The sequence below is a fragment of the Polyangiaceae bacterium genome (assembly GCA_016715885.1).
Taxonomy (GTDB): domain Bacteria; phylum Myxococcota_A; class Polyangia; order Polyangiales; family Polyangiaceae; genus Polyangium.
In genome coordinates, this window is sequence record JADJXL010000024.1 from 109,164 (window position 1) to 132,144 (window position 22,981).

Consider the following 22,981-nt stretch of genomic DNA (forward strand, 5'->3'; position numbering starts at 1 on the left):
TCGACGATCTCGTACACGCCGTTCACTTTTACACAAGGATTTCGCGCGGTTGCGAGCGCAAGCTCGGTGACCTCGGAACGGATCAGATGGTCGAGCAGTTCTTTGATGTATGCCATCGAGGTTTCGTCGAAAAGACGCCGATGATAGAGAGCCAAGCGTCATCGTAGCGGATACCGGCGCGACGACGCAAGCTCCCGCGTTTCAAGGGCGCGGACAAACGTCGAGGTGGTCTTTCCAAACGGTTTCGTGCAAGATGCCGGGTCGTAACGCATCGTGCGCGGAGCACATCATGAACGTCGACATTCCTCGAGCCTGGCACCCACGCGTCGCAGACGAGATCAAGAAGCCGTACTTTCGGAAGCTCGAAGCGTTCGTCGACGAAGAGCGGCGCAAGCATGCGGTGTTTCCACCCGAAGCGGAGATGTGGACGGCATTCGCGCTCACGCCGTTCGACGCTGTTCGTGTGGTGTGGCTCGGGCAAGATCCGTATCCGACGGCGGGTCAAGCGCACGGGCTGAGTTTTTCCGTGAAGCACGGGCAAAAGACGCCGGCATCGCTGGTCAACATGTTCAAGGAAGCCGCGACGGACGTGCCGGGTTTTTCTCGGCCGCCCCATGGATGTCTGGAATGCTGGGCAAAACAAGGCGTGTTGTTGCTCAATACGATCCTGACGGTGCGTGAAGGTGAAGCAGGCTCGCATCGCGGCAAAGGTTGGGAGACGTTCACGGATGCGGTGATCTCGACGCTATCGGGCCGAGACAAACCGATGGTGTTCGTGCTGCTCGGGCTCATCGCGCAAAAAAAGGAAGTGCTCATCGACACGCGCAAGCATCCGATCATCAAGGCGGTGCATCCTTCGCCGCTTTCGGCAAATCAAGGATTTTTTGGGTGCAAGCCGTTTTCCTCGGTCAATGCGGCGCTGCAGAAGATCGGCGAGCCCGAAGTGGACTGGCGAATCGCGTGACGGATTGGTTGTTTTACGCGGCGGGTAAGTTCACGGGCAACGTAACGATGAACGCGGTGCCTTCACCCGGTTTCGAACGGCAATCGAGTTTGCCCTTGTGGCCCTGCACGACGATGTCGTAACTGAGGGACAAACCGAGACCGGTCCCCTGCCCCGTCGGCTTCGTCGTAAAAAACGGTTCGAAAAGCTTGTGCACGATGGACTCGGGAATGCCCGTTCCGTTATCTTCTACGACGATCTGCACGCCCGTGTCGACAAGGCGCGTCGCGACACGCACGGTGGGCACGTAGTCGGTCGCTTTTTCTTTCTCTTCCTTTTGCCGGGTCACGACGGCATCGATTGCATTGTCGATCAGGTTCACGACGACACGTCGAATTTCCGGAACGACGACCATGATTTGCTCAATGCTTTCGTCGTACGTACCACTGACGCGAACATCGACGCGCGCCCGGCTTCCTCGCGCGCCGTGCATTGCAAGTTTCACGACGTCGTCCACGAGCGAATTGATGTCGACGAGCGAACGCTGACCGGCGGCCCCGCCCGCATGACGCATCATCGTTTGTACGATTTCGTCGGCTCGCTTCGAATATTGCACGACCTTTTCCGCGGACACCTTCAGGTCACCCAGAATGTCACGCACTTCCTCGATGGGGGTGCTGGGGTTTTCGTCGGCGACCTGGATGATTTCGTTGGCGAGATCGATATCGATCTTCGCGAAATTATTGACGAAGTTGAGCGGATTTTTGATCTCGTGGGCGACGCCCATCGTGAGCCGCCCGAGCGACGCCATTTTTTCACTTTGCACGAGCTGCGCCTGCGTCCGGCGTATTTCTTCGAGCGCCGCTTGCAACTCCGCATTGCGCTCACGCAGCTCGGCCGTGCGCTCCGATACGCGCTGCTCGATCTCTCGATAAAGGAGCGCATTTTCAATCGAAACGGCGATTTGCGAAGAAAGAAGCTGGAGCAGTTCCAGCCGTTCGCGCGTGAACGCGCCCGCCGTCAGATCGTTTTCCAAGTAAATGATACCCAAGAGCCGTCCCTGGCTCGATATCGGCGCGCACAAGATCGATTTCGCCTTCGTACGCACGACGTAGGGGCTCGCCGCAAAAACGCTCTCGCGAGCGGCATTGGACAAGATGATGGTTTCGCGGGTACGCGCCACGTATCGAATGATTTCTTCCGAAGCATCTTGGTACGCGGAAAGCGCGATCGATCGCACCGTGGCAATGAAGGTTCCATCGATGCGTGCTTCATCGAGGCTCGCGTCGACGGCGACTTCGAGCTCACCGGCCTTGTCGAAGATGACCGCGCCTTTTTGGGCTCCGGCATTTTGAAGCAGGATTTGCATCAACTTGGTGAGCAATCGATCGAGAAGAAGCTCGCCGCCAATGGCTTGAGAAGCCTTCAAGACGCTGGCAAGATCGAGCAATTGTCCGCGCGCACCACGTTCGGTCGTGGTGATCGACGTATGCGTGGTGATTGCTTTGCCGCTCGCTTCGAGTGGGTCGGTTTCTTGAATCAAGCTTTCGTGATTTCGGTCGATGAGCCGCGCTTTTTGAACGGTCCCGCGAATGCGATGCGCATGCCGCGCCTCGCGTAAATACGCGGCCGCTACGTAAACGCGACCTCGCGCGAGCCACAATTTGCCTGCAAGCTCGGCCGCCAGCGCCACATGCTGGACAAACCCGCCGCGGCGCGCTCCCGCCATCGCTTCTTCGTAATGCTCCGCTGCCTCCAAATGCTTTCCGTCAATGCGCGCAACCTCGCCTTTCACGAGCGCCGCCAGGTGGGCAAAGTTATCGGGGCTCGCTCTCGCCCACGATTCCCAACGCTCCAGCAGCGATCCGAGTTTGTCGCGGATCTGCACTTTCGCAAGAGCGTCGGCGCCATCGTATCGAGCTGCCAATGCGAGCGCTTGGTACAAGGCATGATGCGCGGTCGCGACGTTTCCCATGACGACGATGAGCAGTGGTTCGACCTTGTCGCACGTATCGAGCGCGCCTTCAGGATCGTCGTGCAAGAAGAGCGCTTCGGCCTTGAGGATCAGGTAAAAGCAAAGCGCCATGGTGCTCTTGTTCGCTTCGACTTCCTGCAGAAATGCCGCTTCGTCGATGGTGCCCGCAGAAAAATGCCCGGTCGCATCCGTCCGCGCGCGAAGGTTTTCCATGACAATCTGCGTGCCGACCAGAATGTCGATGGCAATTTGATTGCGGGTTTTTCGAGCAAATTGTAGTGCGCCCTCGAGCGACGTCATGACCTCGGACAATGGTCGTCCCTCGTAAAACTTGTTGATCGGCTGGTAGATCAGCGAGTATCCCGAATAAATGAGATCCCCACCTTCGAGACCTGCGCGATAGGCCATTTCATTGAGCGGCCCGCTTTCGTACAGTGGTCTCGTCCATGGCGAAATGAAGTTTGCCAAGTGAAACGCACTTCGACACGTACCATCCGGCCGGCCAAACCGCTGCGTGAGCTTGATCGCGAGCTCTCCGAGCTGATACCCGTCGACATGACGGCCGAACATGCCGCTGAGCAAGTGGCCATAGTTGGAAAAGAGGTCGGCCGAAACGGGCGACGGGCCATATTGCAGGCTCATTCCAATCGCCTTGAACACGACGACGATGTAGAGCAGCGGATTCGTGAAGAACGCCGCTGGCAACATTTTGAGTAGCAATGAGGTGCTCATCCGCGCCACCGGATCGGCCATTTCCGGAGCATCCGCGAGCGAGCCGATGGTTCTGCCACCCAAAGCGGCCTCCGCCTTTTGCAGCTCGGTCATCATCGTCGCTTGCAGCTCCGAATCGGACAAACCGAGCGGAACATCGACGCCGAAAAGCGAAAGAGCTTCCTTGGCGGCGGGCAAAGCATCGGCGTAACGCGCACGAATCGTGCGCTCGGCGACGAGCGTGAGGTATACCTCGGCCTTGTCGAAGCTCGATTGCGCTCGTTTCAGCGTATCGTTTCCGTGCGCTTCGCACGCTTCGTAGTCGCCATTCAAGTACAGCGCTTCGACGAGGTTCCGGTGCAGCTCGAATGCCAACTCGTAATGGTCATTCCACGCCGATTCCCCGACGCATGTCATGCCGGCTTCAAGATACCCTCGCGCGGCGGAAATTGCGAGTGACGACCGTGCGCGGCGAGCTGCTTCGATGTTCAGTCGAGCCAATTCGAGGCGTTTGTCTTGGTCTTCGATGCGTGCGAGACCTTGGTTCAAATGATCCACGATCCTGAACAGGCTGTCGCTCCGATTGACCGATTCATCGGCGAGAAGCAATTCTCCAATGCGCAGGTGCAACTTCGCGCGCTCGGTTTCATCGACGAGGTTGTAACTCGCCTGCTGAACGCGATCGTGCACGAAGCGAAATTCGCGTACGACGAGCGCTGGATCGTCGCTCGTGCCTGCGAGGACGAGTCCCGAGGTTGCCGCGACGAACCCCTCTTGCACCGCAGGCAAGATTCTCTGAAAAGCTTCTGCCGGGGAAACGCCGAGCACGATGCGCAACGTCTCGAGGTCGAATTGATTGCCGATGCATGCCGAAAATTCGATCGCTCGCTGGGTTTCTTCCGGCATTCGGCGGAGTTTTTTCACCACGAGATCGACGACGTTGTCCGCAATGCCACGAGCCGCGATTTGCTCGACGCTAAACGCCCAACGACCTTTCGCGCGATCGAAATACAAAAGCCCTTCTTCGTAGAGAGATCGAAGCAATTCGCCGATGAAGAGAGGATTCCCTTCGGTTTTTTGCCGCACGATTCGAGCCAAATCTTGCACTTCGGAGATGGGCCTTCCGACCGCATGCGCGACGATTTGCGCGACATCGGGAAGCTCGAGCGGCAGCAAGGGAATACGTTCGATGGGGACTTGGGCCGCGTCGAGTGCGGAAATCGTAATCGCGAGCGGGTGCAAAGCGTCCACTTCGCCATCGCGATATGCAGCAATGACGAAAAGGCAAAGTGATTGGTCATTCACGAAGAGTCGTTCGAGCAAGCCCAAGCTTGCTTCGTCGGCCCATTGCATGTCGTCGAGCAAAATCGTGAGCGGGTGTTCGGGTGTCGCAAAAACTCGAATGAGGCTCGCGAATGCGTGATGAAATCGATTGCGTGCCTGCTCGGGCTCGAGCTCGGCGACCGGGGGCTGCTCACCGATGACCAGCTCGAGATCGGGGATGATATCGACGAGGAGGCGTGCGTTTGCGCCGAGAGCTGCGAGGATGTTGCGGCGCCACGCGTCCACGGCATCGGCACGTTCGCCCAAGATTTGTTGAACGAGTGATCCCAGCGCCGCAGCGAATGCGGAGTATGGGGTTTGTCGTTGAAACTGATCGAATTTACCTGAAAGAAAGTAACCTCGACGCTCGAGAATCGGCTTGTGAAGCTCATTCACGAGCGTGGTTTTTCCAATGCCGGAATATCCGGTGACCAGGCAAATCGTCGCTGATGATTTTGCATCGGACGCAGGAGCGCTGACGCTGTCGAATGCGCCGAGCAACTTGGCAAGCTCGCGCTCGCGACCAAACATCTGCTCGGGAACTCGAAACCGTTCGGTGATATCGTGTTTTCCGATCTCGAATGGTTCGATCGTCCCCAGACGCCGAAGCGTGGACAAGCAATCTTCGAGGTCCGCTTGAAGCCCGAATGTACTTTGATATCGTGCATCGGGGTTTTTCTCGAGCAGACGCATGACGATATCGGAAACGACGCGGGGAACATCGGTGCGCCGCGTATGAAGATCGACGGGAACACGCGCGATGTGAGCATGGACGAGCTCCATCACGTCGGTCGTCGGAAAGGGCGGCGAGCCCGCAATGAATTCGCAGAGCGTTGCACCAAGCGAATAAAGGTCGGCTCGATAGTCGAGCGCTTGATTGACGCGGCCCGTTTGTTCGGGGGCGAGATAAAGAAGCGTGCCTTCGATGTGCCCGGGGCTTTTGGCTAGAGGACGTTCGCGCGAGAGCATCGTCGCAATGCCCAAATCGATGAGTTTGACCGTGCCCGTCGCCGGATTCCACACGATGTTCGCAGGGCTCAAATCTTTGTGAATGATGTTTCGCGCGTGCAGCTCTCCGAGGCCGCGAACGATTTCGATGGCAACTTCGAGTCGTTCTTCGAGCACCCACGGCCTTTCGACTTGCAGAGCGTCGAGTGATTGTCCGCCGAAATCTTCGAGCACGAGTGCCCACTGCCAACCCTGGTTTTCGAGCGCATGAGCCTTGATGACGCTCGGTACGTCGAATTTACGGAGAAGCTCGTATTCGCGCCGCAAGCCGGCAATGTCTTCGGGCGCAGGATGCTCGGCACGAAGTGTTTTGAGGACGACCGGCAAGCCATCGCGAATGCGCTTGGCGCGATAGGTGTTGCACGCGCTGCCCTCGCGCAGAAGAGACAGGCTCTCGTAGCCCGTAAGCATATGTGTAAGCATGATGTGTAAGCGAATATTATGGTGAAGTTGACAGTCGTGTCAACGGTTTCCGGAAGCGCACGGCGGGATCTGCAAGAGCGCCGATGTGTTAAGAGTTTCGTTACGATGCTGCGTGTGATCCCGTCGCTTTTGCTCGCCGTTGTACTCGCTGGTTGTCCGATATGCCCTGACGGAGAATTGCTCGTGATCGAGGGCAGCACGAAAGTCGCGCCAGGGCAGTCGGTGCAGTTCGTGTTTCGCTATGGTGATGAAACTTACTCGAGCCCCGCGAGCTGCGGAGGTCATTGGTACGTGAACGGAATCGAAGGCGGCGGCGAGACGATTGGAACTGTCACGTCATGCGGTCGGTACACGGCTCCTGCGACCCGTCCGTTGGAGGATCCCATCATTTCGGCTGCGCAATACGCTATCGGCACCTGTTCCGATTGTTGTCCTTATGCGGAAGAGCGCGTCAGTGTCACCGCGAAATAGTGGTCATAGCGCAATTCGTGAAGCGCTGGCGATTGGTACTTGACGGAAGCGGCCGACATGGCGTCTTCTAAAAGAAGCGGTCTTGACGGGGTGGCAAGGGAGGACGACATGCGTCGATGGTTCATTCCCCTAGCGTTTTGCATGCTGTCGAGCGTTTGGCTTCATGCAGCGTGTTCGGCCACGGGCAGTTCGAAGTCCCAATATGGCCCCGATGCTGGGCAGGGCGGAGACGGCGGGGGCGTCGATTTTGGCGACGGCGGGTTGTGCTCGGGGCTTCACTGTTCAGCCGATCTTCATTCGCTCGTCGATTGCAAAGGCAACGTGGTCATGACGTGCCCTGGCGATCAAGGTTGTTCGGGAGAGACGTGCGTGACGGCGTGCACGAGCGCCAGCGACAACAAGAGCACGTTTGGTTGTGATTATTATGTGGTGGGGCCGGATATTTTGCAGGACGGCGCAGGGGCGTGCTTTGCCGCATTCGTGGTCAATACGTGGACGACGCCGGTCAGCGTCTCCGTCGATTACGAGGGCATGCCGCTCGATGCGTCGAAGTTCGCGTACATTCCCAGCGGAAGTGGGCCATCGATCACCTACAAACCCTTGCCGAATGGTGAAATCCCGCCTGGCGAAGTTGCGATTCTATTTCTCAATCGTTTCGGACTCAATCCTTTGGGGCTGGTCACCGATTGCCCTGCCGGGATCACGCCCGCGATTACGACGAAAGACACGGCTCCGCATGGCACGACGCGCGGGTCGGCATTTCACATCGCGACATCCGCGCCCGTCGTCGCGTACGATATTTATCCGTACGGAGGTGGCCAGAGCGCGTTCACGAGCGCCACACTGCTATTGCCCACATCGGCCTGGGATACAAATTACATTGCGGTCGACGCGTTTGGTCCGGGATTCATTGGAGGTCCGTTCGTGTCGATCGTGGCGCAAAAAGATGGCACATCGGTCACGGTCAAACCTTCCTCGGACATCGTTGGCAGCGCATCCGTGCCCGGAACACCGAAAGGCGTTCCGGCGACGTACATGCTCAATCGCGGAGAAGTCCTGCAATTCACGCAGCCTGCGCCGCTTGCGGGCAGCGTCATTCAATCGAATCAACCCGTCGGGGTATGGGGCGGCAAGACGAACCTCGGCATCGACGCATGTTGTGACGACAGCGCTCATCAGCAAATTCCGCCCGTGCGCGCCTTGGGCAGCGAATACGCAGCGGTTCGGTATCGCAATCGATACGACGGCATCGAGGAAGAGCCGCCGTGGCGAATCATCGGTGCGGTCAACGGCACGGCGCTCACGTACGACCCTGCGCCTCCAGCGGGTGCGCCATTGTCTGTCAACCTCGGCCAAGTGATCGATTTTCACGCGACGGGGCAATTCGTGGTGCGCAGCCAAGACGCCGAGCATCCGTTTTACATGTCCGCACACATGACGGGCGCGGCGCTCTATGATCCCGAGCAGCAAATGCCGCCAACGGGTTCGGCCGACGGTCGAGGCGATGCGGAGTTCGTCAACATCGTTCCACCCGCGGAATATTTGGACAAATACGTATTCTTTACGGATCCTACGTATTCCGAGACGAACCTGGTGCTCGTGCGCGTCAAGGGTCCGGAGGGGTTTGCCGACGTGACGCTCGATTGTTTGGGCATCGTCGAAGGATGGCAACCGCTCGGTGCAGCGGGCAAGTATCAATATGCGCGTGTGGACCTGGTGCGGCACAATTTCCAGCCACAAGGGAATTGTAACAATGGACGTCACGAAATCAGCAGCAAACAACCCTTTGGATTGACCGTTTGGGGCTGGGGGTCGGCCGAGACGGGCGTGCTCGGAAAAGGGTTTTACACGCAATACGTCAGTTATGCTTATCCGGCCGGCGCCGGTGTTGCCCCCATCAACACCGTCGAAGTGCCCACGGTGCCCAAATGAAAAACTCGCTTTGGTTCTTGTCGTTCACGTTGATGCTCGCGGCCTGTGCAGCGGGCAGCGAATTCGACGACAATTTGGGCGGAAATGGTGGTGCTCCCGCCGAAACGGGGTCCGGCGGCACCGGTAATACGACGGAAACCGGCTCGAGCAGCGCGTCTTCCACGTCTGGCGGCGGAAGCACGGGGAGCAGCAGTTCGAGCTCGGCAGCAAGCAGCAGCTCGGGAGGCGGCGGCAGCGGCGGAGGTTCGGCGCTATGCAATTCGGTCAACTGTGCCAATGGTTGCTGTTTGAACGACCTATGCAATGCGGGCATGTCCAACACGCAATGCGGGACGGCGGGGCAAGCGTGTCAAGATTGCACAGCGACAGGCGGCTCGTGCTCGAATAAAACGTGCGCGAGTCAGCCGCCATGCGGTTCGGGCTCGTGCACCGGGTGCTGCCAGAATGGCCAATGCAAGCTCGGGCTCTCCGATCAGGCGTGTGGAAAGAACGGGCAAGTGTGCATCGATTGTTCGGCGAACGGCCAGGCGTGCCTGGATGGGTTTTGCACGTTTTGAGAAACGTTCGCGCGGGGTTGAAGAGATCGTCTCACAACTCGAAACCCCCGTCCTCAATGCACGCACGCGCGGGATTTCAATCCCGCGCGGGCGTTCGGTGACACACTACGGCTCGATTTTTGAGACAGCCACTTTAACCCGCCGCGTGGTCTAATCCGCCGTTTTCCCAGATGCCGGCGAATTATCTTCGCTATCGGCGGGCCTTGATTCTTCAGCGGCAGCGGCAGGTTTTTCCTCATCGGACGAAGACACTTCTTCATCGGCAGATGAAGCTTGCTCGTCGTCATTGGTTTCCGGCGATGATTCATCGGGGGCCGCGGGCGTTTCAGCCTGTGTCGCGTCCGACCGTTCGTCACGCCGCAGCTTGAGCCCTGCCATGATGATACCCGTGAGCAGGAGCATCCCGAACACATCGTACGGAATGCGATAACGCGGATCGCCTACGAAAAGCAGGCCCACGGGGAGAATGCAGGCGTGCTGCACCAAAAGCCAACGCTCGGGCCGCCTGCGCCGCGCGAGCCACAAGGCGACGGGAACGATGAAGAGCAGCGCATAGCAGTAAACGACATTGGATATGGTGGTCACTCGCCGGAATTTGCCCTGATTCGGGGGCCAAGGCTCGGTCGTGGCGAACAAGTCGGCGACGTTGGTATAGATTCGTCTGGCGTGCGACCAACCGTCTTTGCGGATACATTTGAATCCGAGGTCGAAGAAGTATTCGTTGTCCCACCCATAACGCTTGTGCACGACCTTCTTGTTGGCGTCCCGCCCCTCGTTGATCATTCGCTGAATGCGTACGGGCGCGGCAAAACCCATTCCCTGCATATGAACGTGCACGACGTCGCAATGAGCCTGGTAAAAGTTCAGCCCCGCGTTGTTGCTCATGCCCGAAGGCTTGTTCATGGCGGCGCTGTTGAGACGCATCGTCGCAATGCACGGCAAAAGGAACATCACCGCGAGAGCAATGGCTTCACGAAAGTGGAACCACGGTTCTTTCGGACGATCGGCACCTTTGCGAAAGAGCGCTCGCACGCGCCCATAAAGGCTGTAAAAACCAATCAGGGGCAGCCCCATGAAGGCCGCTTGAATGACGAATTGCGGGCGGATCGACGCCGTGATGCCCGCCAGAAGCCCCGCGAGCGCAAATGCGCCCGTGCGCGCCCAACGCCTGTCCGTCGGAATGTCGCGCGCCCAGAGCGCCACGAGTAGTGACACGCACATGAAGCAAGCAAATGGGTTTTCACTCGAAAAGAAACCCGCAAAAACGGAAAACGCCCAATGCGTCCAAACGAGCGTCGTGGCAATGAATGCCGCAAGCGGATGCTTGAAGAGACGATTGGCAATGAGACCGACGGCGACGAGCGTACCGACGGCGAAGACGAACCAAAGGCTTTGGCCTGCAGCAAGCGCGGCGTCCCGACTCTTCGTCAACGCAAAAAACGGCGCCAAAAGCGCGTGGGTGCCCGGCGGGTAAAACGCATCGAAAGGATTCAGCTTGATCTTGGGATCCGCCAGCCGGGCCGCGCGCTCGACATAACCTTGCATGTCCGACCAGACGAAGTTCTTCGGCGGATTGGCGGAAAAGATGAACCACCCTCGGTGGACGGCACCCGCCACGAGCGTCAGCAAAAACAGCCACTTGCCCACGTCGTCACGGCTGAGAAACGCGCGAATACGGCCAAAGAGCGATGGAGCGTTGGGCGGAGTAACAGGGTCGGTTGCAGGTAGATCGGAGGAGGTCATCGGAAAGGTACGGGTCTGTGGTGCGGCGGCAGGCTAGCACGCGATCGGCGAGATGCCGAGCCAAGATCTGCACGGTCGCTTCGCGCGCGTGAGACGCGCGCTCGCGAGAGTCTTGTTTACGATTGGGGGGGCCGAGGCTCGCCTACCGGTGTTTTTGCGCTTCGCACAACAACACGGCGAGGCTCGGCCCCCCCATACCCCCCGGGATCGGATTGAAACCGATTGCCAATACTAGCTCACCTGGCGCGTTCTTCCCGCCCAATACGGTTCCCGCAGCTTGAACTTCTGCAATTTTCCCGTGGCCGTGCGCGGCAAACTCGCCACGATCTCCACGACCGTCGGGCACTTGTAATGCGCAAGCTTGCTCCGACAATGTTCGATGACGTCGTGCGGCCCGAGCGAATGCGTCGCGCGCGCAACCACGAACGCCATCACCGTCTCGCCCCATTTTTCATGCGGAATGCCAATCACCGCAGCTTCGGCCACCGCGGGATGCTGGTACAAACAATCCTCGACCTCAATCGAAGAAACGTTTTCCCCGCCAGAAATGATGACGTCCTTTTTGCGATCGGTGATCACTGTATAAGGGCCCTCGAGATGCCCGCCATCACCCGTGTGAAACCAGCCGTCGACGATGGCTTTCGCCGTTTCTTCGGGCTGATCGTAATAACCATCGAAGACGTGATTCGATCGCGCCAGTATTTCGCCCCCAGGACTGACATCCATTCGTACACCCACGGCAGGCACGCCCGCGCGCCCGAGCTTTTCGGCCTTGGCGCTCGAATCGAGGCCATCCCATTCCGTTTGCGCTCGATTCACCGTGAGCAGCGGCGATGTCTCCGTCAAACCATAAATTTGAATGAATTCCCACCCAAGCTCGGTTTGCACCCGTTCGATGGTTTTCATGGGCGGCGGAGCGCCCGCGACGACGATGCGCATCCGGCCCGCTCCCGGAATGGGCTTTCCCGCAGCACGTAATGCCGCCGCAGCATCGAGCACCGCTGCCACGACGGCCGGCGCCGAGCAAAAAAGCGTTACCTTTTCCGCTTCGATGCGCCGCAGAATCTCCGCTCCGTCGACTTTGCGCAAAACCACCTGCCGAGCACCGAGCGCCGTGAGCGCATACGGCATGCCCCAACCATTGGCGTGAAACGTCGGAAGCGTGTGCAAATACACGTCGCGCTCCGATACGCCAACATGAAGCGCAAACGTGACTGCATTGAGCCAGCAACTGCGATGCGAAAGCTTTACGCCTTTGGGCCGCGCCGTGGTCCCCGATGTATAATTGATGGAAACCGTGCGCATTTCATCATCGACCGCGTATTTTGGTTTTGCACCTTTGCGCAAAAACAGATTCGCATCCGATTCGGCACCGAATACGATGTGGTGTTTGATTGGGATTTCGCGTATGACGGATTCGAGGTCCGGATCGACGAGCGCCACGGTCGAGCCCGAATGTTCCAGAATGTAACGAATTTCGTCCGCGTTCAGGCGAAAATTGACGGGCACGAGGATGCGGCCAAAAGCGCTCACGCCGAAGAGTGACACGAGAAAACGAGTCGAATTCGGCGAAATGATCGCTACGCGGGCATTTTCGGGCACGCCGAGATCGTCCAGCGCCGCGGCCAAGCTGCGCGACATCTCCGCGAATGCACCGTACGTGATTCGTCCGAAACTCCCTCCAGGCTGATGCGGCTCATCGACGATCGCTTCGCGATCGCCACAAACGAATTCTGCACGGTGGAGAAAATCGGCTAACGTGAGGGGCACGAACATGAAGACGCCTCCAAAGGCAATGCGCTACGAACCGCGCTCGGTACATTTCGATCGGACTCAGAACTCGATCACGGGCGATACCGCGTAAAACGACGGCGTGAGTTGATACGGTGCGATGTCGCCCTTGTCGGGCGATCGCTCCGAGAGCCCTACAATGGTCGCCGCTGTGCCTCCGACGACGACGGCACCCATTGCAGTCCAAAACCACCACCGTTTGTAGACGGGTGGATCGCCCAAAGTCACCATGACCAATCGTTCTTCGCCGGCCTTGACGATGACGCTCGTTGCGTAATCGCTATGGTCGGGATGACGCGCGACGATGTTGTGCGTCCCGGCATCCGCCAATGTTTCGACAGGCGCTTGCCCCAATGCGCGTCCATCGAGCGATACGGAGACGTTGCTCTTTGGTGCTCGAACGATCAAACGCCCCACTTTTTCTTTGCTCGAAAGCTGCGCGTCGAGCACGTATCCACCACCGCCGGGCAAATCGACATTCGCTTGGTATGGATAATACCCCTCGGCCTCGATGAGCACGCTTGCTTTGCCCGCTTTGAGCATCAATGGTTTGTCGAGGGGCGACTTTCCCGCGACGGCTTCACGCACCAGAATACGCGCGCCTTCGACGTTCACCTTGATCGTGAGCTGGGACGTGCGTTTCTTGATGTTCGCAATGCGATTCTGGAGCCCCGGAACCTTGGCCAATAGCTCGGGAGGTGCCGCAGATTGAAACAGTTCCAGCTTTTCGAGCGCTTCGGGGAGCCTATCGAGCGCTTCGAGCGTGCGCCCGAGGTTGTACAGCAATGCGGGTTCAGGATGCAGCGCATAAGCTTCGTTGTACGCCGTGAGCGCATCGGCATACCGCAATGAATCCATCGCGCGATCGCCTTCGAGCTTGCGTTCCTTGGCTCGCGTGACGACGGCCGAATCCGGCGCCTCGGGCGGCGCGGCCTGCGGCGACGCTGGGGCCGGCGGCGGCTCGTCAGCGAAACTCGGCGCAACCCACGAATTGGCCAGGACCAAGAGCAGGGTAACGATTCCAATGCGTCGAGAACGTCCGTTCATTGCACAATCTCAGAGATGGGCCGGATCCTCGGTCGGTTTTGGTGCAGGCGCCGGCGGAGGAGGCGGTGGTTTGTCAGCCGTTTTCACTGGAGGTTTGCTCGGAATTTCGGGAGACGGCGCGGTCTTCACGGCGGGCGCGGTAGGTTTCGGCGTATTCGGTGGGGCCACTTCGGCGCTTGGAGCGGGCGCTGGCGCGGCCGAGGGCAATGGTGTCGATAACGCCGCGGCGGGCGTGACCGTAATGGTTGGCTGCGAAGAATCCGCCGCTATCGGTAGTGCAGACTGCGGCGGCGCTGGATCCGGCGAGCGAACCTTGGCCGCCAAGAGAGCAAGCCCGATTGCGACGATCCCTGTGGCCACGGCGGCGGAGATCACGGCCAGGCGCATCGTCGGGTTATGGCTCCCCGTGCGAAGGACAGGCGTCGCGACCTGCGCGAGCGTCGCGGCAGAAACGTTTTTCGAGCTGAATGGAGAAATGGCAGAGACGAACGCACCAATGTCCTGAAATCGATCCTCGGGGCGCTTTTCGAGCGCTTTCTTGACGGCTGCCGCGAGCTTCGGCGGCACGTCGGCGCGAATGTTACGCAAATCCTCGGGCGTGTCGGCGATGATCGCCGCAAGCGTTGCCGTCGACGTGTCCGCTCCAAAAGGCGCGCGGCCACTCAAGAGCTCGAACAGTACGACCCCCAATGCCCAGATGTCGGAACGACCGTCGACATGTTTGGCAGAACGAACCTGCTCGGGCGACATGTATTGAGGCGTTCCAAACGTCGTCGCCGTTTGTGTTTGATTGGTTTGATTGGTGGGGTCGATGAGCTTCGATATCCCGAAATCGAGCACTTTGAGGACGCGCCGAGTGCCTTCTTGGCACAAATACAAATTGCTCGGCTTGATGTCCCGATGTATGACCCCCATTTGATGCGCTTGCCCAATCGCTTCGCACGCTTGGAGAATGAATTCGACGGCTTCGGGATAGGGCAATGGGCCTCGCGCCACGAGCTCTTGCCCGAGATCCCAGCCTTGAAGCAGCTCCATGACCATCATGGGGCTACCATCCGGAAGGTTATCGACGTCGTACACGCGCACGACGTGGGGCCCTTGAATGCGAGCGGCCGCGCGTGCTTCGCGCTCGAATCGCGCCACGATGTCGGGCATGTTTCGCGCTTCGGGCAGCAATAGCTTGATGGCGACCGATTGTTCCGTGCGCTGATTGCGCGCCTGAAGCACGACACCCATCCCGCCTTGACCAAGCACGCCGAGAACCTCGTACTTGCCAGCGAGAATGGTTCCCGGAGTAGGCACGCCTCCGGAGGTATTCACCGGGGAATCGTTCACGGTCGCACGTTACGCGGGTAAAGATACAATGGCAAGCGCAGCGGAGCGCGGCGCGGAGTCGTTCGACGCGTGCGAGTGATGTATTGCTGTCCAGGAATCAAATAGCCGGGTGGAATGATCATGTCGTCACCCTCGAGCGTGCCATTGATTGCGCCCGCGTCCATATTGACTGTCCCACCGCCGCCGCCCACGCCGCCCATGCCGCCAGCGGCATCAAAGCCGCCGTCCATATTGTCCATGCCCCCATCGCCGCCCATTCCGCCGCCAGCAGCATCAAAGCCAGCGTCCGCGCTGCCCAAACCGCTGCCTCCCATACCGCCCATTCCCCCCCATTCCGCCCATTCCCCCAACGCCGCCCATTCCTCCCATGCCGCCCGTCGTCCCCGTCCCTCCCATGCCGCCCATTCCCCCGACGCCGCCCATTCCCCCCATTCCGCCCGTCGTCCCCGTCCCTCCCATACCGCCCATTCCCCCCATTCCGCCCATGCCTCCAGCGCCGCCCGCGCCGCCAGCGCTTCCCGAGCTCGACGACGAACTGCTCGATGAGCTCGACGACGAACTGCTCGATGAGCTCGACGACGAACTGCTCGATGAGCTCGACGACGAACTGCTCGATGAGCTCGACGACGAACTGCTCGATGAGCTCGACGATGAACTGCTCGATGAGCTCGACGACGAGCTGCTCGACACACCAGCGCCGCCTGATCCTGTGGGTGATTCGTCGCCTGGAAGCTCGCAGCCCTCGGGATCGGAGCACGTGTCCGGATCCGGCACTTCGGCTGGAATGCAGCCTGCGTTCCACGAGCACGTGCTGTTCGGATCGCAAGGTTTCCCGAGACAAACGGCACGCATCTTCACGGGCAGGTAAAGCGGAGTGCTCGGAATGAAGTTCAACGTGCGGCGAGCGATGATGCAGCCTTCCATCACGCCGCTGATCTTTTCCTTCTGAAGCTCGGGATCTTGGAGACAATCTTCCGCCGAGTATCTCGCGCCGATGCCCGTGACGACGCGTACGGCGATCCGCTCGTCATTCGCGGATTTGGGCAGCAGCACGATGGCGCCGATTCGACGATTTTTGCACATGTCGGTCACGGTGCCCGGCGTCGTGCTTTCAGCGTCTGCATTGCCCACGACGATCGCGGTGTTCAGCGGCAGGTCCGGCGAGCACTCGATGTCGGTCGTGATCTCGAGCGTGATCTGCGTAGGTTGTTGACACGCGGAGAACACGACGGCGATCGAAGAGACGACGGCAGTTGCGCGCAGCGGACGCATCAAGTCCAAGCCCATGGTGAGCACTGGACACGATTTTAGCATCCGCGTCAACGCTCTTCTCCCCCCTCTCCACGCAGCATTGCGACGCAATGCGAAGTTGGAGAGGGGGGTCGGGGGCGTGAGGCGGGCGTGAGGAGCGAGAACTCAACGACAGACGTAACTGCCATTCGGAAAGGAAGCCGCGCACTCGCCGTCCGAGTTGCATCCGACGTATTCGCAAAACCCTTGCGAACACGAATAGTTATCGGCATCGAAGGCAGGGCCTGCATTCGCCAAAGGACAATCCGTCGCGCTCTGGCACGACACGTAACAAGCTTTCTGACCGCCAGGCACGCTGGATCTGCACACGTAATCGGGTCCCGTGAACATGCATTCCGCATCCGTGTTGCACCCGGAATACACGCAGCCGCCGCTTTCACAGGCGTAGTTGTCGGCATCGTACGCGGGGCCGCCCCCGGCGATGGCGCAATCGCTGGCCGTGACGCACCCTTTGACGCATGACGCCGGATAACCCGCGACCACCGAACGGCAAACGTAGTTTTGATTCGGAAACGTCGAGTCGCATTCCGCGTCCGAATTGCAGCCCGTATATTCACAAGCTCCGCCATTGCATGCATAATTGTCGGCATCGAACGCCGCACCACCGCCGGCGATGATGCAATCGCTCACGGAAACGCACCCTTGCTGGCAAATGGAAAGCATCGGCATGGCGCCGCCGCCGCTACCTCCCGCCCCCGAGTTGCTCGATGAACCGCCGCCCCCTGCGCCGCCCATTCCAGAGCTCGCCTGTCCAGAGCTGCTGCCGGACCAAGCTTCTCCGCCCTCGCCCCCTGCGCCACCAGAATTCGACGCCGTGCCGCCTGCCGAACAGCCGGCGCCCACGGACATGGAGACGATGATTGCAAAACCCAAGGTGTGTCGATACATGATTTTCTCCCGAGTAGCACACGCGAGCGTCGCATGGAAGCACCTCGCATGGCAAGCGCATGCATTCGGAAGCATCGACGACGCGGAGAGCGCTGCCCCTTTTCACGAAGCGCGGACCGTGATAACGCATGGAGCGAGCAATACTTCAGTATTTCGAGCGATGTCGCACGTCACGATTTCGAGTGCGAGCAGACAAATCAACGGGCTGTCAAGGCGCAATCACGAGCGGCTCATCGATTGCACTCGCAGCAGCTCCGGCAATCTGTTCCCACGTATACCCAGCGAGCCCCGCGCCCGATGGCGACATGTTCACAATGGGGCATGAACACCGCGGTGTGCGCGGAATGGGCCCAGCCGTCTTGGACCACACGGTCGGCTGATCATGGGCGACCACAATGGCCGCGGGTAAGTCACGAGGCATTGCGGCGAGCCATGGGCCAATGTCCGACGCTTGCATCGTCGCAGGCGCTGCGACGAAAAGCGGAGGCATCCGGTTCCTCGGGTCATGCTCGATGACGCGATAACCCACCACGCGATTGGCATGCGTTGGATCGTGCACGGGCACTCCATCGACCAAGGGCACAGGCGCACCGAAATCGATGACGGCAAGCGGCACGATGAATTTGCTCGGCGTCCACGAGCACGGCGCGTCGACACTAGACATTTTGGGTAACGAAGCCGTGCCAGAGGGAATGGTTGGGCAGCGATGGCCTGGGAACGGTTCAGGCCACGGAATTGCCTCTTTCGCGTCATGTGCAATCGGCCGCGTGACGACCCACGCGGATATGCCAATCGCCGCCATCGTCGCGGACGCTGCCCACGCGGATCTTGGTACACGAATTGGCGGCTTGCGCTCATTCCAAAAGGAAGCCAACAATAGAATGGCACTTGCAGCGATGGCGATTCCAAATACCCATAGGTGAGCGCTTGCCATGTATTCGTCGCCATGCACTTTTACCCACTCGACCTCTGCAGCCACGAGCGCCGTTGAGGGAGAATGACCGACCGCGTACGCGCGGCGAAGCATGCCAATGGCCGTGCCGGCGGTGAGAAGCGCAAAGCAACAAGGAAGAAGCACTGGCGCACGAGCTGCATCGCGACGCGCACGAAAAGCATGCACAATCGCCGCCAAGCCCAAAAGCACGGACACGAGTCCCAGGGCGATACCGACCGAGGCATGCGTCGATTCCGCGACGTCAATCGCATCGTTCCAAGAGGACCACCCGTGCGTGGACGAATAACCATCGAGAATCGACCGCTGGGCTCGATGAACGACGACAACCGCTGCACCCAACCCCAGGACGAACGCACTGATACTCGCGGCCGCAAACACGACGAGCGGAACGGTGCGCTCTCGCCTCGGCCCTGCAAGAGCAAAGCCGAAACCCACCAGCGCGATGAGGATCGAAACGACCAGAAAATACGCGGTCAATTTCCCAGCGATACCGGCATTCAGAACTTCGCGTGGATCGACGGTGAACATCATGCTTCACCTCCACGCAAACGAAAGCCAGAACGATTGATAGCCGGTCCAATCGAGGATCGCCAGGCACAGCAATGCAAGTGCCCACAATGCAATCAGTTTGGGGACGACGCGTTTCATGGCATCGCTTGGACGCCGTGCATGCGGCCACCTTGGTTCGCTGCTACCAATCGCATTCACCGCTGCTCATCGCACCGAGCTCCTTTCGGCTCGCGTTCGAGCATACACACACCTCGACGCCCGCGACAAGCCTCTCGACGCCCGAACGGCACGCATTTCCGAAGTGCGCGAACGCGACGAGCGCCTGGCCCATTTCGGTCGACATGGGGGCAGCGTACTGCCGCTCATTGCTCGATGAAGCCCCAATTTTGCATTGCGTCGACCCCCTTCGCATGCGATATCGCCGCCATGCGAACCATTCTCTTTCTCCTCCCAATCCTCTGCGCCCTCGGATGCGGAGACCTCCTCGATCAAGCCCCCCTTGGCACGCGACAAGCCCGCTGCGATCTGCGCCCCGAGAGGCCGCAATGCACCGACATCCGCAACTTCAAGGGCCCGTCGCTCATCACGTTCGAAGGCGTCTGTGAAACCTTGAAGGCCACCACGATGAGCGCCACCTACGAAGAGGGCGCCGTTTGCGACATGACCGAGGTATGGGGTGGTTGTCAATCGAGCGGCATCGACGGCCACAGGCAAACGAATTGGTACTACAAAGACATGGACAAGTACCCGGACGAAGCGAGCGCCAAAGACGACTGTGATTCCGGTCAGGACTGGGTGCCGCCGGAGCTTTGATCCGACGCTCCATTTTCTTGACTAACTGCGTTCGCCCCTTGTACTCTCGCCTCCATGAGACGCATCGATCCTTCGAGGGCCGTCCTGGTTTTCTGGGCGGATCTCGTCTTTCACGAAGCGGCGCTGCTTGCCGATGACGAAGCCAAGCACCTCGCGCCGCAGGTCACCCAAGCGCTCGACGACTTCAATGTCGTCTTCAAGCTCGACCTCGACACCCAGCGCTCCGTCTTGAAGGCCAATGCCAAGTCGAGCATTGCGGACGTGCACATCGACGAAGGCATTCGCAAGCTGCACAGCGCCGCGTTGTTTTTGGTCGATCAAGTGCGAAAGCGGCCCGAGTTCAAATCGCTCTTTTCCGAGACCATCGACAAGGTCGTGCGATTTGCATTGAAGCGACAGGTCGCAATCGCCGAGGACCTCATCGATAAGCTCGGCTCGAAGATCTATTCGGATGATTTCCGCAAGCCGCATATCGATTCGCTGAAGTCGCTCGTCGATGCCGGTAACACCGCCCTTGCCGACGTTCGCGCCGCCGAGCTTGGGCGGACCGATGCACGTATCGACATTCGCGCTTGGAAAGACGACGTCAATGCCATTCGATTGGCGAACTATGGCGAGCTCCTTGCCATTGCCGCCAAATCCGGTCGCACCAAGGACTGGGCAGACGCTTTTTTCCTCAAGTACAAGTCTTCCTCGACGGACGGCGACGACGAGCTCGACGAATCACTCGTCGAAACCGGCTCGCCCACCGGCTGAATCGGCCCCGCTGCCCGCAAGATACGCACTGGGCGCCCGTTGGGCACCATCCATCGCGCTACAACTGCGAGGTGATGGCCGCTTTGCGCGGTGCATGAGGCGTCATGATGCGAGGTGGTGACCGCACTCCATGGATCTTACCGCGTCAAGATGCGCCCAACGCGGCCGCCACTGCGGAACGTGACGCGTTCGGACGGCGACTGCGCGGCCACCTGCGCGATGTGTGATGGGTGCGGATGGCAAGTGGGGGGAGCAGAGTGCGCTCCGTGATGGGTTGGTGCGATCGGCGTTCAGCTCGGCGAACCCGTCGGTGCCAGCCAACTTGACACGTAAGGACAGGGCCACGTATCCTAGCGCCCGATGACCGACACGAAGCTACCAGCAGCGTCTGATGACGACGACTTGACGCGCGCTGGGCGTTGTGACGCAGCTCCTAAGGGAGCGTGAACGAGCATCCGGTGCGGACATCGGTCACGCATTGAAGCGAGAAATCCCCGGATTCAGCGTAAGGCAGTTGGGATATCCCTCTTTGACGAGATTGTTGCTCGAAGCGGCCGATGATGTGGTCGCCGTTGAAAAAAAAGGGATCGACCTCGTCTGGGCCCTTGGTGAATCCATATCGGATCGCGACCTCGAATACGCGCTCGGAGTGGAGACGGAGCCTCGCCAGGTAGCCGTCGCCGATTCATTCGTTACGTGGGCGCAATTTATCAATTTCAGGTCGTGCCGTAACGTGAAGCTCGATTTGGCGGAATCCGGATTGACCGTATTGGTAGGTCCAAACGGGTCTGGAAAGTCCACACTATTGCATGGTATTTCCTACGCATCGCAGGTGACCCGTGGAAAACCTCGAGCATTGTTCAGCGGGCCGCGCGACGTTCGCCGCTTGCGCTCGAGCAATGCAACAACCCCGATGGAGCTCGCCATCGGCGCAGCCAATGGCATCACCCTGCGTCTTTCAGCGGACCCCATAGAAGACAGTGAGACCCAATTCACGGTCGCACTTGCGTGGGGCAATAAAATTCAACAATGGACATCCCCTGGCAAACCGCCATCGCCACCGCTGCCGAATCGCCCTGAGTGTCGTCCCTTTTGGCCGTCCATTTTGCTGCGTTTTCGCGCCGAAGCACTTGCAACCCCGGCTGAAGTCGTCGAAGGCCAACCGCGGCTGAGCTTCGATGGTACGGGCCTGCCCATGTTGCTCATGTACCTTGCGAACAATGAACCCCAGCGACTGCGCGAAGTGGTCGATGGTGTTCGACAAATCGTACCGGCCGTCGAGGAAACACGCCAAGTGCTGCGCGATTCAGATCACCGTGATGCCGTGAAAATGCCGCGGGTGCACCTCGAGGTGAAAATGAGAGGCGCTGGATGGGTGCCAGCCGATTTGTTGAGTGAGGGGACGCTCTTCGCGTTCGGCATCCAAGCGATCATGCATCAACCCAATCCGCCGCGTATCTTGTTGATGGATGACATAGACCGCGGGCTTCACCCCAAGGCCCAACGCGAGCTCATCAAGCAATTGAAACACATTCCGGAAAACGGCGGACCGCGTCTCATCATCTCCACCCATTCCCCCTATATTCTCGATGAAATCCCCGCTGAATCCGTGCGTGTCATTCGTTCCGATGGCTCCGGCACACGACTGCGTGCTCTGACCGACCATCCTGAATGGCAGGAATGGAAGTCGAGTATGACTTCGGGCGAATTCTGGGGTTATGTCGGTGAAGACTGGTTGGAGAATTCAAATGAATGACGACCAGCCGTGGCGCATCATCGTCGTCGTCGAGGGTCGGGGCGATGAACGACGGGTGCCGCTGCTCATTGATCATTTTTTGACTTCGACCGCTGCTTTGCCTCCCTTGACTGACGTCCGTACATATGCGGGTTTAGGGGGTTGGCCATTCATCCGAGTGCACAACATTCCGCAGCTCGCGCGAGAGCGCGGGCTTTCCAGGCGGTTTTCATCGGATGGCCCCAAGAAGGGTGATGGGGGCTTGGTTCGCCAGCTCTTTCAGGTCTTGCAGAAAGAGAAACTGCTCGGGCCCCGAAGCGTCGTTGTGTGGTCGAGGGATGATGATGGCGTTCGCGGCCGTCGCACGGACGTAGAAAATGCGCTCGGAGAATTGCCGACCTCCAATCCGTGGCTCCTCGCCATTGCATCCGAATGCGGTGAAGCCTGGGTCATTGCGGGTTGGTCACCTGCCTCGAAAATGGATGACGAACGCTTGCGCAAGTGGCGGCAACAGCTTGGGTTTGCGCCACATGAGCATCCAGAATGCCTCTCTCATAAAGAAAACGTCCCGAAGAGCGCGAAGGCTGTGCTGGACGACTTCTTTGGTGGCGATCGAGATCGGGAAAACGAGTCACTCATTGCGGCAGCGTGCTCGGGTTCTGGAGCCGCCAAAGCGTGCGGGCTCTCTGGCTTCTGCGACCAGCTCCGTGCTTGGATTGCCCGTGATATTCCTATTCGTCGGGCGTAAACATAC

General features: G+C 59.4%; 17 protein-coding genes. 8 read left to right on the forward strand and 9 right to left on the reverse strand.

Going from position 1 to position 22,981, the window contains the following annotated elements:
• The first annotated feature begins 289 nt into the window (after positions 1-289).
• Positions 290-964, forward strand: a complete 675-nt coding sequence (gene ung, locus IPM54_34960) for a uracil-DNA glycosylase (GenBank protein MBK9264970.1) — start codon at positions 290-292, stop codon at positions 962-964.
• Positions 965-977: 13 nt separating this feature from the next.
• Here ung and IPM54_34965 read toward each other — a convergent pair whose 3' ends face one another.
• Positions 978-6,383 (reverse strand): AAA family ATPase, encoded by a 5,406-nt coding sequence (locus IPM54_34965; GenBank protein ID MBK9264971.1) that lies wholly within the window; start codon positions 6,381-6,383, stop codon positions 978-980.
• A gap of 105 nt (positions 6,384-6,488) precedes the next feature.
• Between IPM54_34965 and IPM54_34970 the strand changes: the two genes are divergently transcribed.
• From IPM54_34970 to IPM54_34980, 3 genes are all read left to right on the forward strand, one after another.
• Entirely contained in the window at positions 6,489-6,854 is a 366-nt protein-coding gene (locus tag IPM54_34970) for a hypothetical protein (protein MBK9264972.1), read from the forward strand.
• 108 nt (positions 6,855-6,962) lie between these two features.
• The gene (locus tag IPM54_34975; protein MBK9264973.1) at positions 6,963-8,786 is read left to right on the forward strand and encodes an IgGFc-binding protein; all 1,824 of its coding nucleotides are present in this window, start codon (positions 6,963-6,965) and stop codon (positions 8,784-8,786) included.
• Positions 8,783-9,343 (forward strand): hypothetical protein, encoded by a 561-nt coding sequence (locus IPM54_34980; GenBank protein MBK9264974.1) that lies wholly within the window; start codon positions 8,783-8,785, stop codon positions 9,341-9,343. The genes IPM54_34975 and IPM54_34980 overlap by 4 nt, the downstream gene beginning before the upstream one ends.
• 150 nt (positions 9,344-9,493) lie before the next feature.
• On the opposite strand, the gene IPM54_34985 is transcribed toward IPM54_34980, so the two are convergent.
• The 8 genes from IPM54_34985 to IPM54_35020 all read right to left on the reverse strand — a co-directional run bounded on the left by IPM54_34985 (position 9,494) and on the right by IPM54_35020 (position 18,944).
• The gene (locus tag IPM54_34985; GenBank protein ID MBK9264975.1) at positions 9,494-11,086 is read right to left on the reverse strand and encodes a hypothetical protein; all 1,593 of its coding nucleotides are present in this window, start codon (positions 11,084-11,086) and stop codon (positions 9,494-9,496) included.
• 231 nt (positions 11,087-11,317) lie between these two features.
• Positions 11,318-12,862 carry an AMP-binding protein gene (locus IPM54_34990; protein ID MBK9264976.1) on the reverse strand — a complete coding sequence of 515 codons (1,545 nt, stop codon included), beginning with the start codon at positions 12,860-12,862 and terminating at the stop codon, positions 11,318-11,320.
• Positions 12,863-12,919: 57 nt separating this feature from the next.
• Positions 12,920-13,924 (reverse strand): PEGA domain-containing protein, encoded by a 1,005-nt coding sequence (locus IPM54_34995; protein ID MBK9264977.1) that lies wholly within the window; start codon positions 13,922-13,924, stop codon positions 12,920-12,922.
• A gap of 9 nt (positions 13,925-13,933) precedes the next feature.
• Positions 13,934-15,259 carry a serine/threonine protein kinase gene (locus IPM54_35000; GenBank protein MBK9264978.1) on the reverse strand — a complete coding sequence of 442 codons (1,326 nt, stop codon included), beginning with the start codon at positions 15,257-15,259 and terminating at the stop codon, positions 13,934-13,936.
• Positions 15,256-15,558: a hypothetical protein gene (locus IPM54_35005; protein ID MBK9264979.1), complete on the reverse strand. Its 303-nt coding sequence runs from the start codon at positions 15,556-15,558 to the stop codon at positions 15,256-15,258. The genes IPM54_35000 and IPM54_35005 overlap by 4 nt, the downstream gene beginning before the upstream one ends.
• Positions 15,533-16,546 carry a hypothetical protein gene (locus tag IPM54_35010; protein ID MBK9264980.1) on the reverse strand — a complete coding sequence of 338 codons (1,014 nt, stop codon included), beginning with the start codon at positions 16,544-16,546 and terminating at the stop codon, positions 15,533-15,535. The genes IPM54_35005 and IPM54_35010 overlap by 26 nt, the downstream gene beginning before the upstream one ends.
• Before the next feature lie 129 nt (positions 16,547-16,675).
• Positions 16,676-17,458, reverse strand: a complete 783-nt coding sequence (locus IPM54_35015) for a hypothetical protein (GenBank protein ID MBK9264981.1) — start codon at positions 17,456-17,458, stop codon at positions 16,676-16,678.
• A gap of 208 nt (positions 17,459-17,666) precedes the next feature.
• Positions 17,667-18,944, reverse strand: a complete 1,278-nt coding sequence (locus IPM54_35020; GenBank protein ID MBK9264982.1) for a hypothetical protein — start codon at positions 18,942-18,944, stop codon at positions 17,667-17,669.
• A gap of 405 nt (positions 18,945-19,349) precedes the next feature.
• On the opposite strand from IPM54_35020, the gene IPM54_35025 reads away from it, so the two are divergent.
• From IPM54_35025 to IPM54_35040, 4 genes are all read left to right on the forward strand, one after another.
• Positions 19,350-19,736: a hypothetical protein gene (locus IPM54_35025; protein MBK9264983.1), complete on the forward strand. Its 387-nt coding sequence runs from the start codon at positions 19,350-19,352 to the stop codon at positions 19,734-19,736.
• 54 nt (positions 19,737-19,790) lie between these two features.
• Entirely contained in the window at positions 19,791-20,492 is a 702-nt protein-coding gene (locus tag IPM54_35030) for a hypothetical protein (protein ID MBK9264984.1), read from the forward strand.
• A gap of 421 nt (positions 20,493-20,913) precedes the next feature.
• On the forward strand, positions 20,914-22,248 hold the full coding sequence (locus tag IPM54_35035) for an AAA family ATPase (GenBank protein MBK9264985.1): 1,335 nt from the start codon (positions 20,914-20,916) through the stop codon (positions 22,246-22,248).
• A complete protein-coding gene (locus tag IPM54_35040) occupies positions 22,241-22,975 on the forward strand; it encodes a hypothetical protein (protein MBK9264986.1) in 735 nt (244 codons plus the stop codon). Before IPM54_35035 ends, IPM54_35040 begins: the two co-directional genes overlap by 8 nt.
• Positions 22,976-22,981 lie beyond the last annotated feature (6 nt).

Bases quoted from the DNA above. Each gene is read 5' to 3' on its own strand.
- ung (MBK9264970.1), top strand. From the start codon at position 290: ATGAACGTCGACATTCCTCGAGCCTGGCACCCACGCGTCGCAGACGAG.
- IPM54_34965 (MBK9264971.1), bottom strand. From the start codon at position 6,383: ATGCTTACACATATGCTTACGGGCTACGAGAGCCTGTCTCTTCTGCGC.
- IPM54_34970 (MBK9264972.1), top strand. From the start codon at position 6,489: ATGCTGCGTGTGATCCCGTCGCTTTTGCTCGCCGTTGTACTCGCTGGT.
- IPM54_34975 (MBK9264973.1), top strand. From the start codon at position 6,963: ATGCGTCGATGGTTCATTCCCCTAGCGTTTTGCATGCTGTCGAGCGTT.
- IPM54_34980 (MBK9264974.1), top strand. From the start codon at position 8,783: ATGAAAAACTCGCTTTGGTTCTTGTCGTTCACGTTGATGCTCGCGGCC.
- IPM54_34985 (MBK9264975.1), bottom strand. From the start codon at position 11,086: ATGACCTCCTCCGATCTACCTGCAACCGACCCTGTTACTCCGCCCAAC.
- IPM54_34990 (MBK9264976.1), bottom strand. From the start codon at position 12,862: ATGTTCGTGCCCCTCACGTTAGCCGATTTTCTCCACCGTGCAGAATTC.
- IPM54_34995 (MBK9264977.1), bottom strand. From the start codon at position 13,924: ATGAACGGACGTTCTCGACGCATTGGAATCGTTACCCTGCTCTTGGTC.
- IPM54_35010 (MBK9264980.1), bottom strand. From the start codon at position 16,546: ATGGGCTTGGACTTGATGCGTCCGCTGCGCGCAACTGCCGTCGTCTCT.
- IPM54_35015 (MBK9264981.1), bottom strand. From the start codon at position 17,458: ATGTATCGACACACCTTGGGTTTTGCAATCATCGTCTCCATGTCCGTG.
- IPM54_35020 (MBK9264982.1), bottom strand. From the start codon at position 18,944: ATGATGTTCACCGTCGATCCACGCGAAGTTCTGAATGCCGGTATCGCT.
- IPM54_35025 (MBK9264983.1), top strand. From the start codon at position 19,350: ATGCGAACCATTCTCTTTCTCCTCCCAATCCTCTGCGCCCTCGGATGC.
- IPM54_35030 (MBK9264984.1), top strand. From the start codon at position 19,791: ATGAGACGCATCGATCCTTCGAGGGCCGTCCTGGTTTTCTGGGCGGAT.
- IPM54_35040 (MBK9264986.1), top strand. From the start codon at position 22,241: ATGAATGACGACCAGCCGTGGCGCATCATCGTCGTCGTCGAGGGTCGG.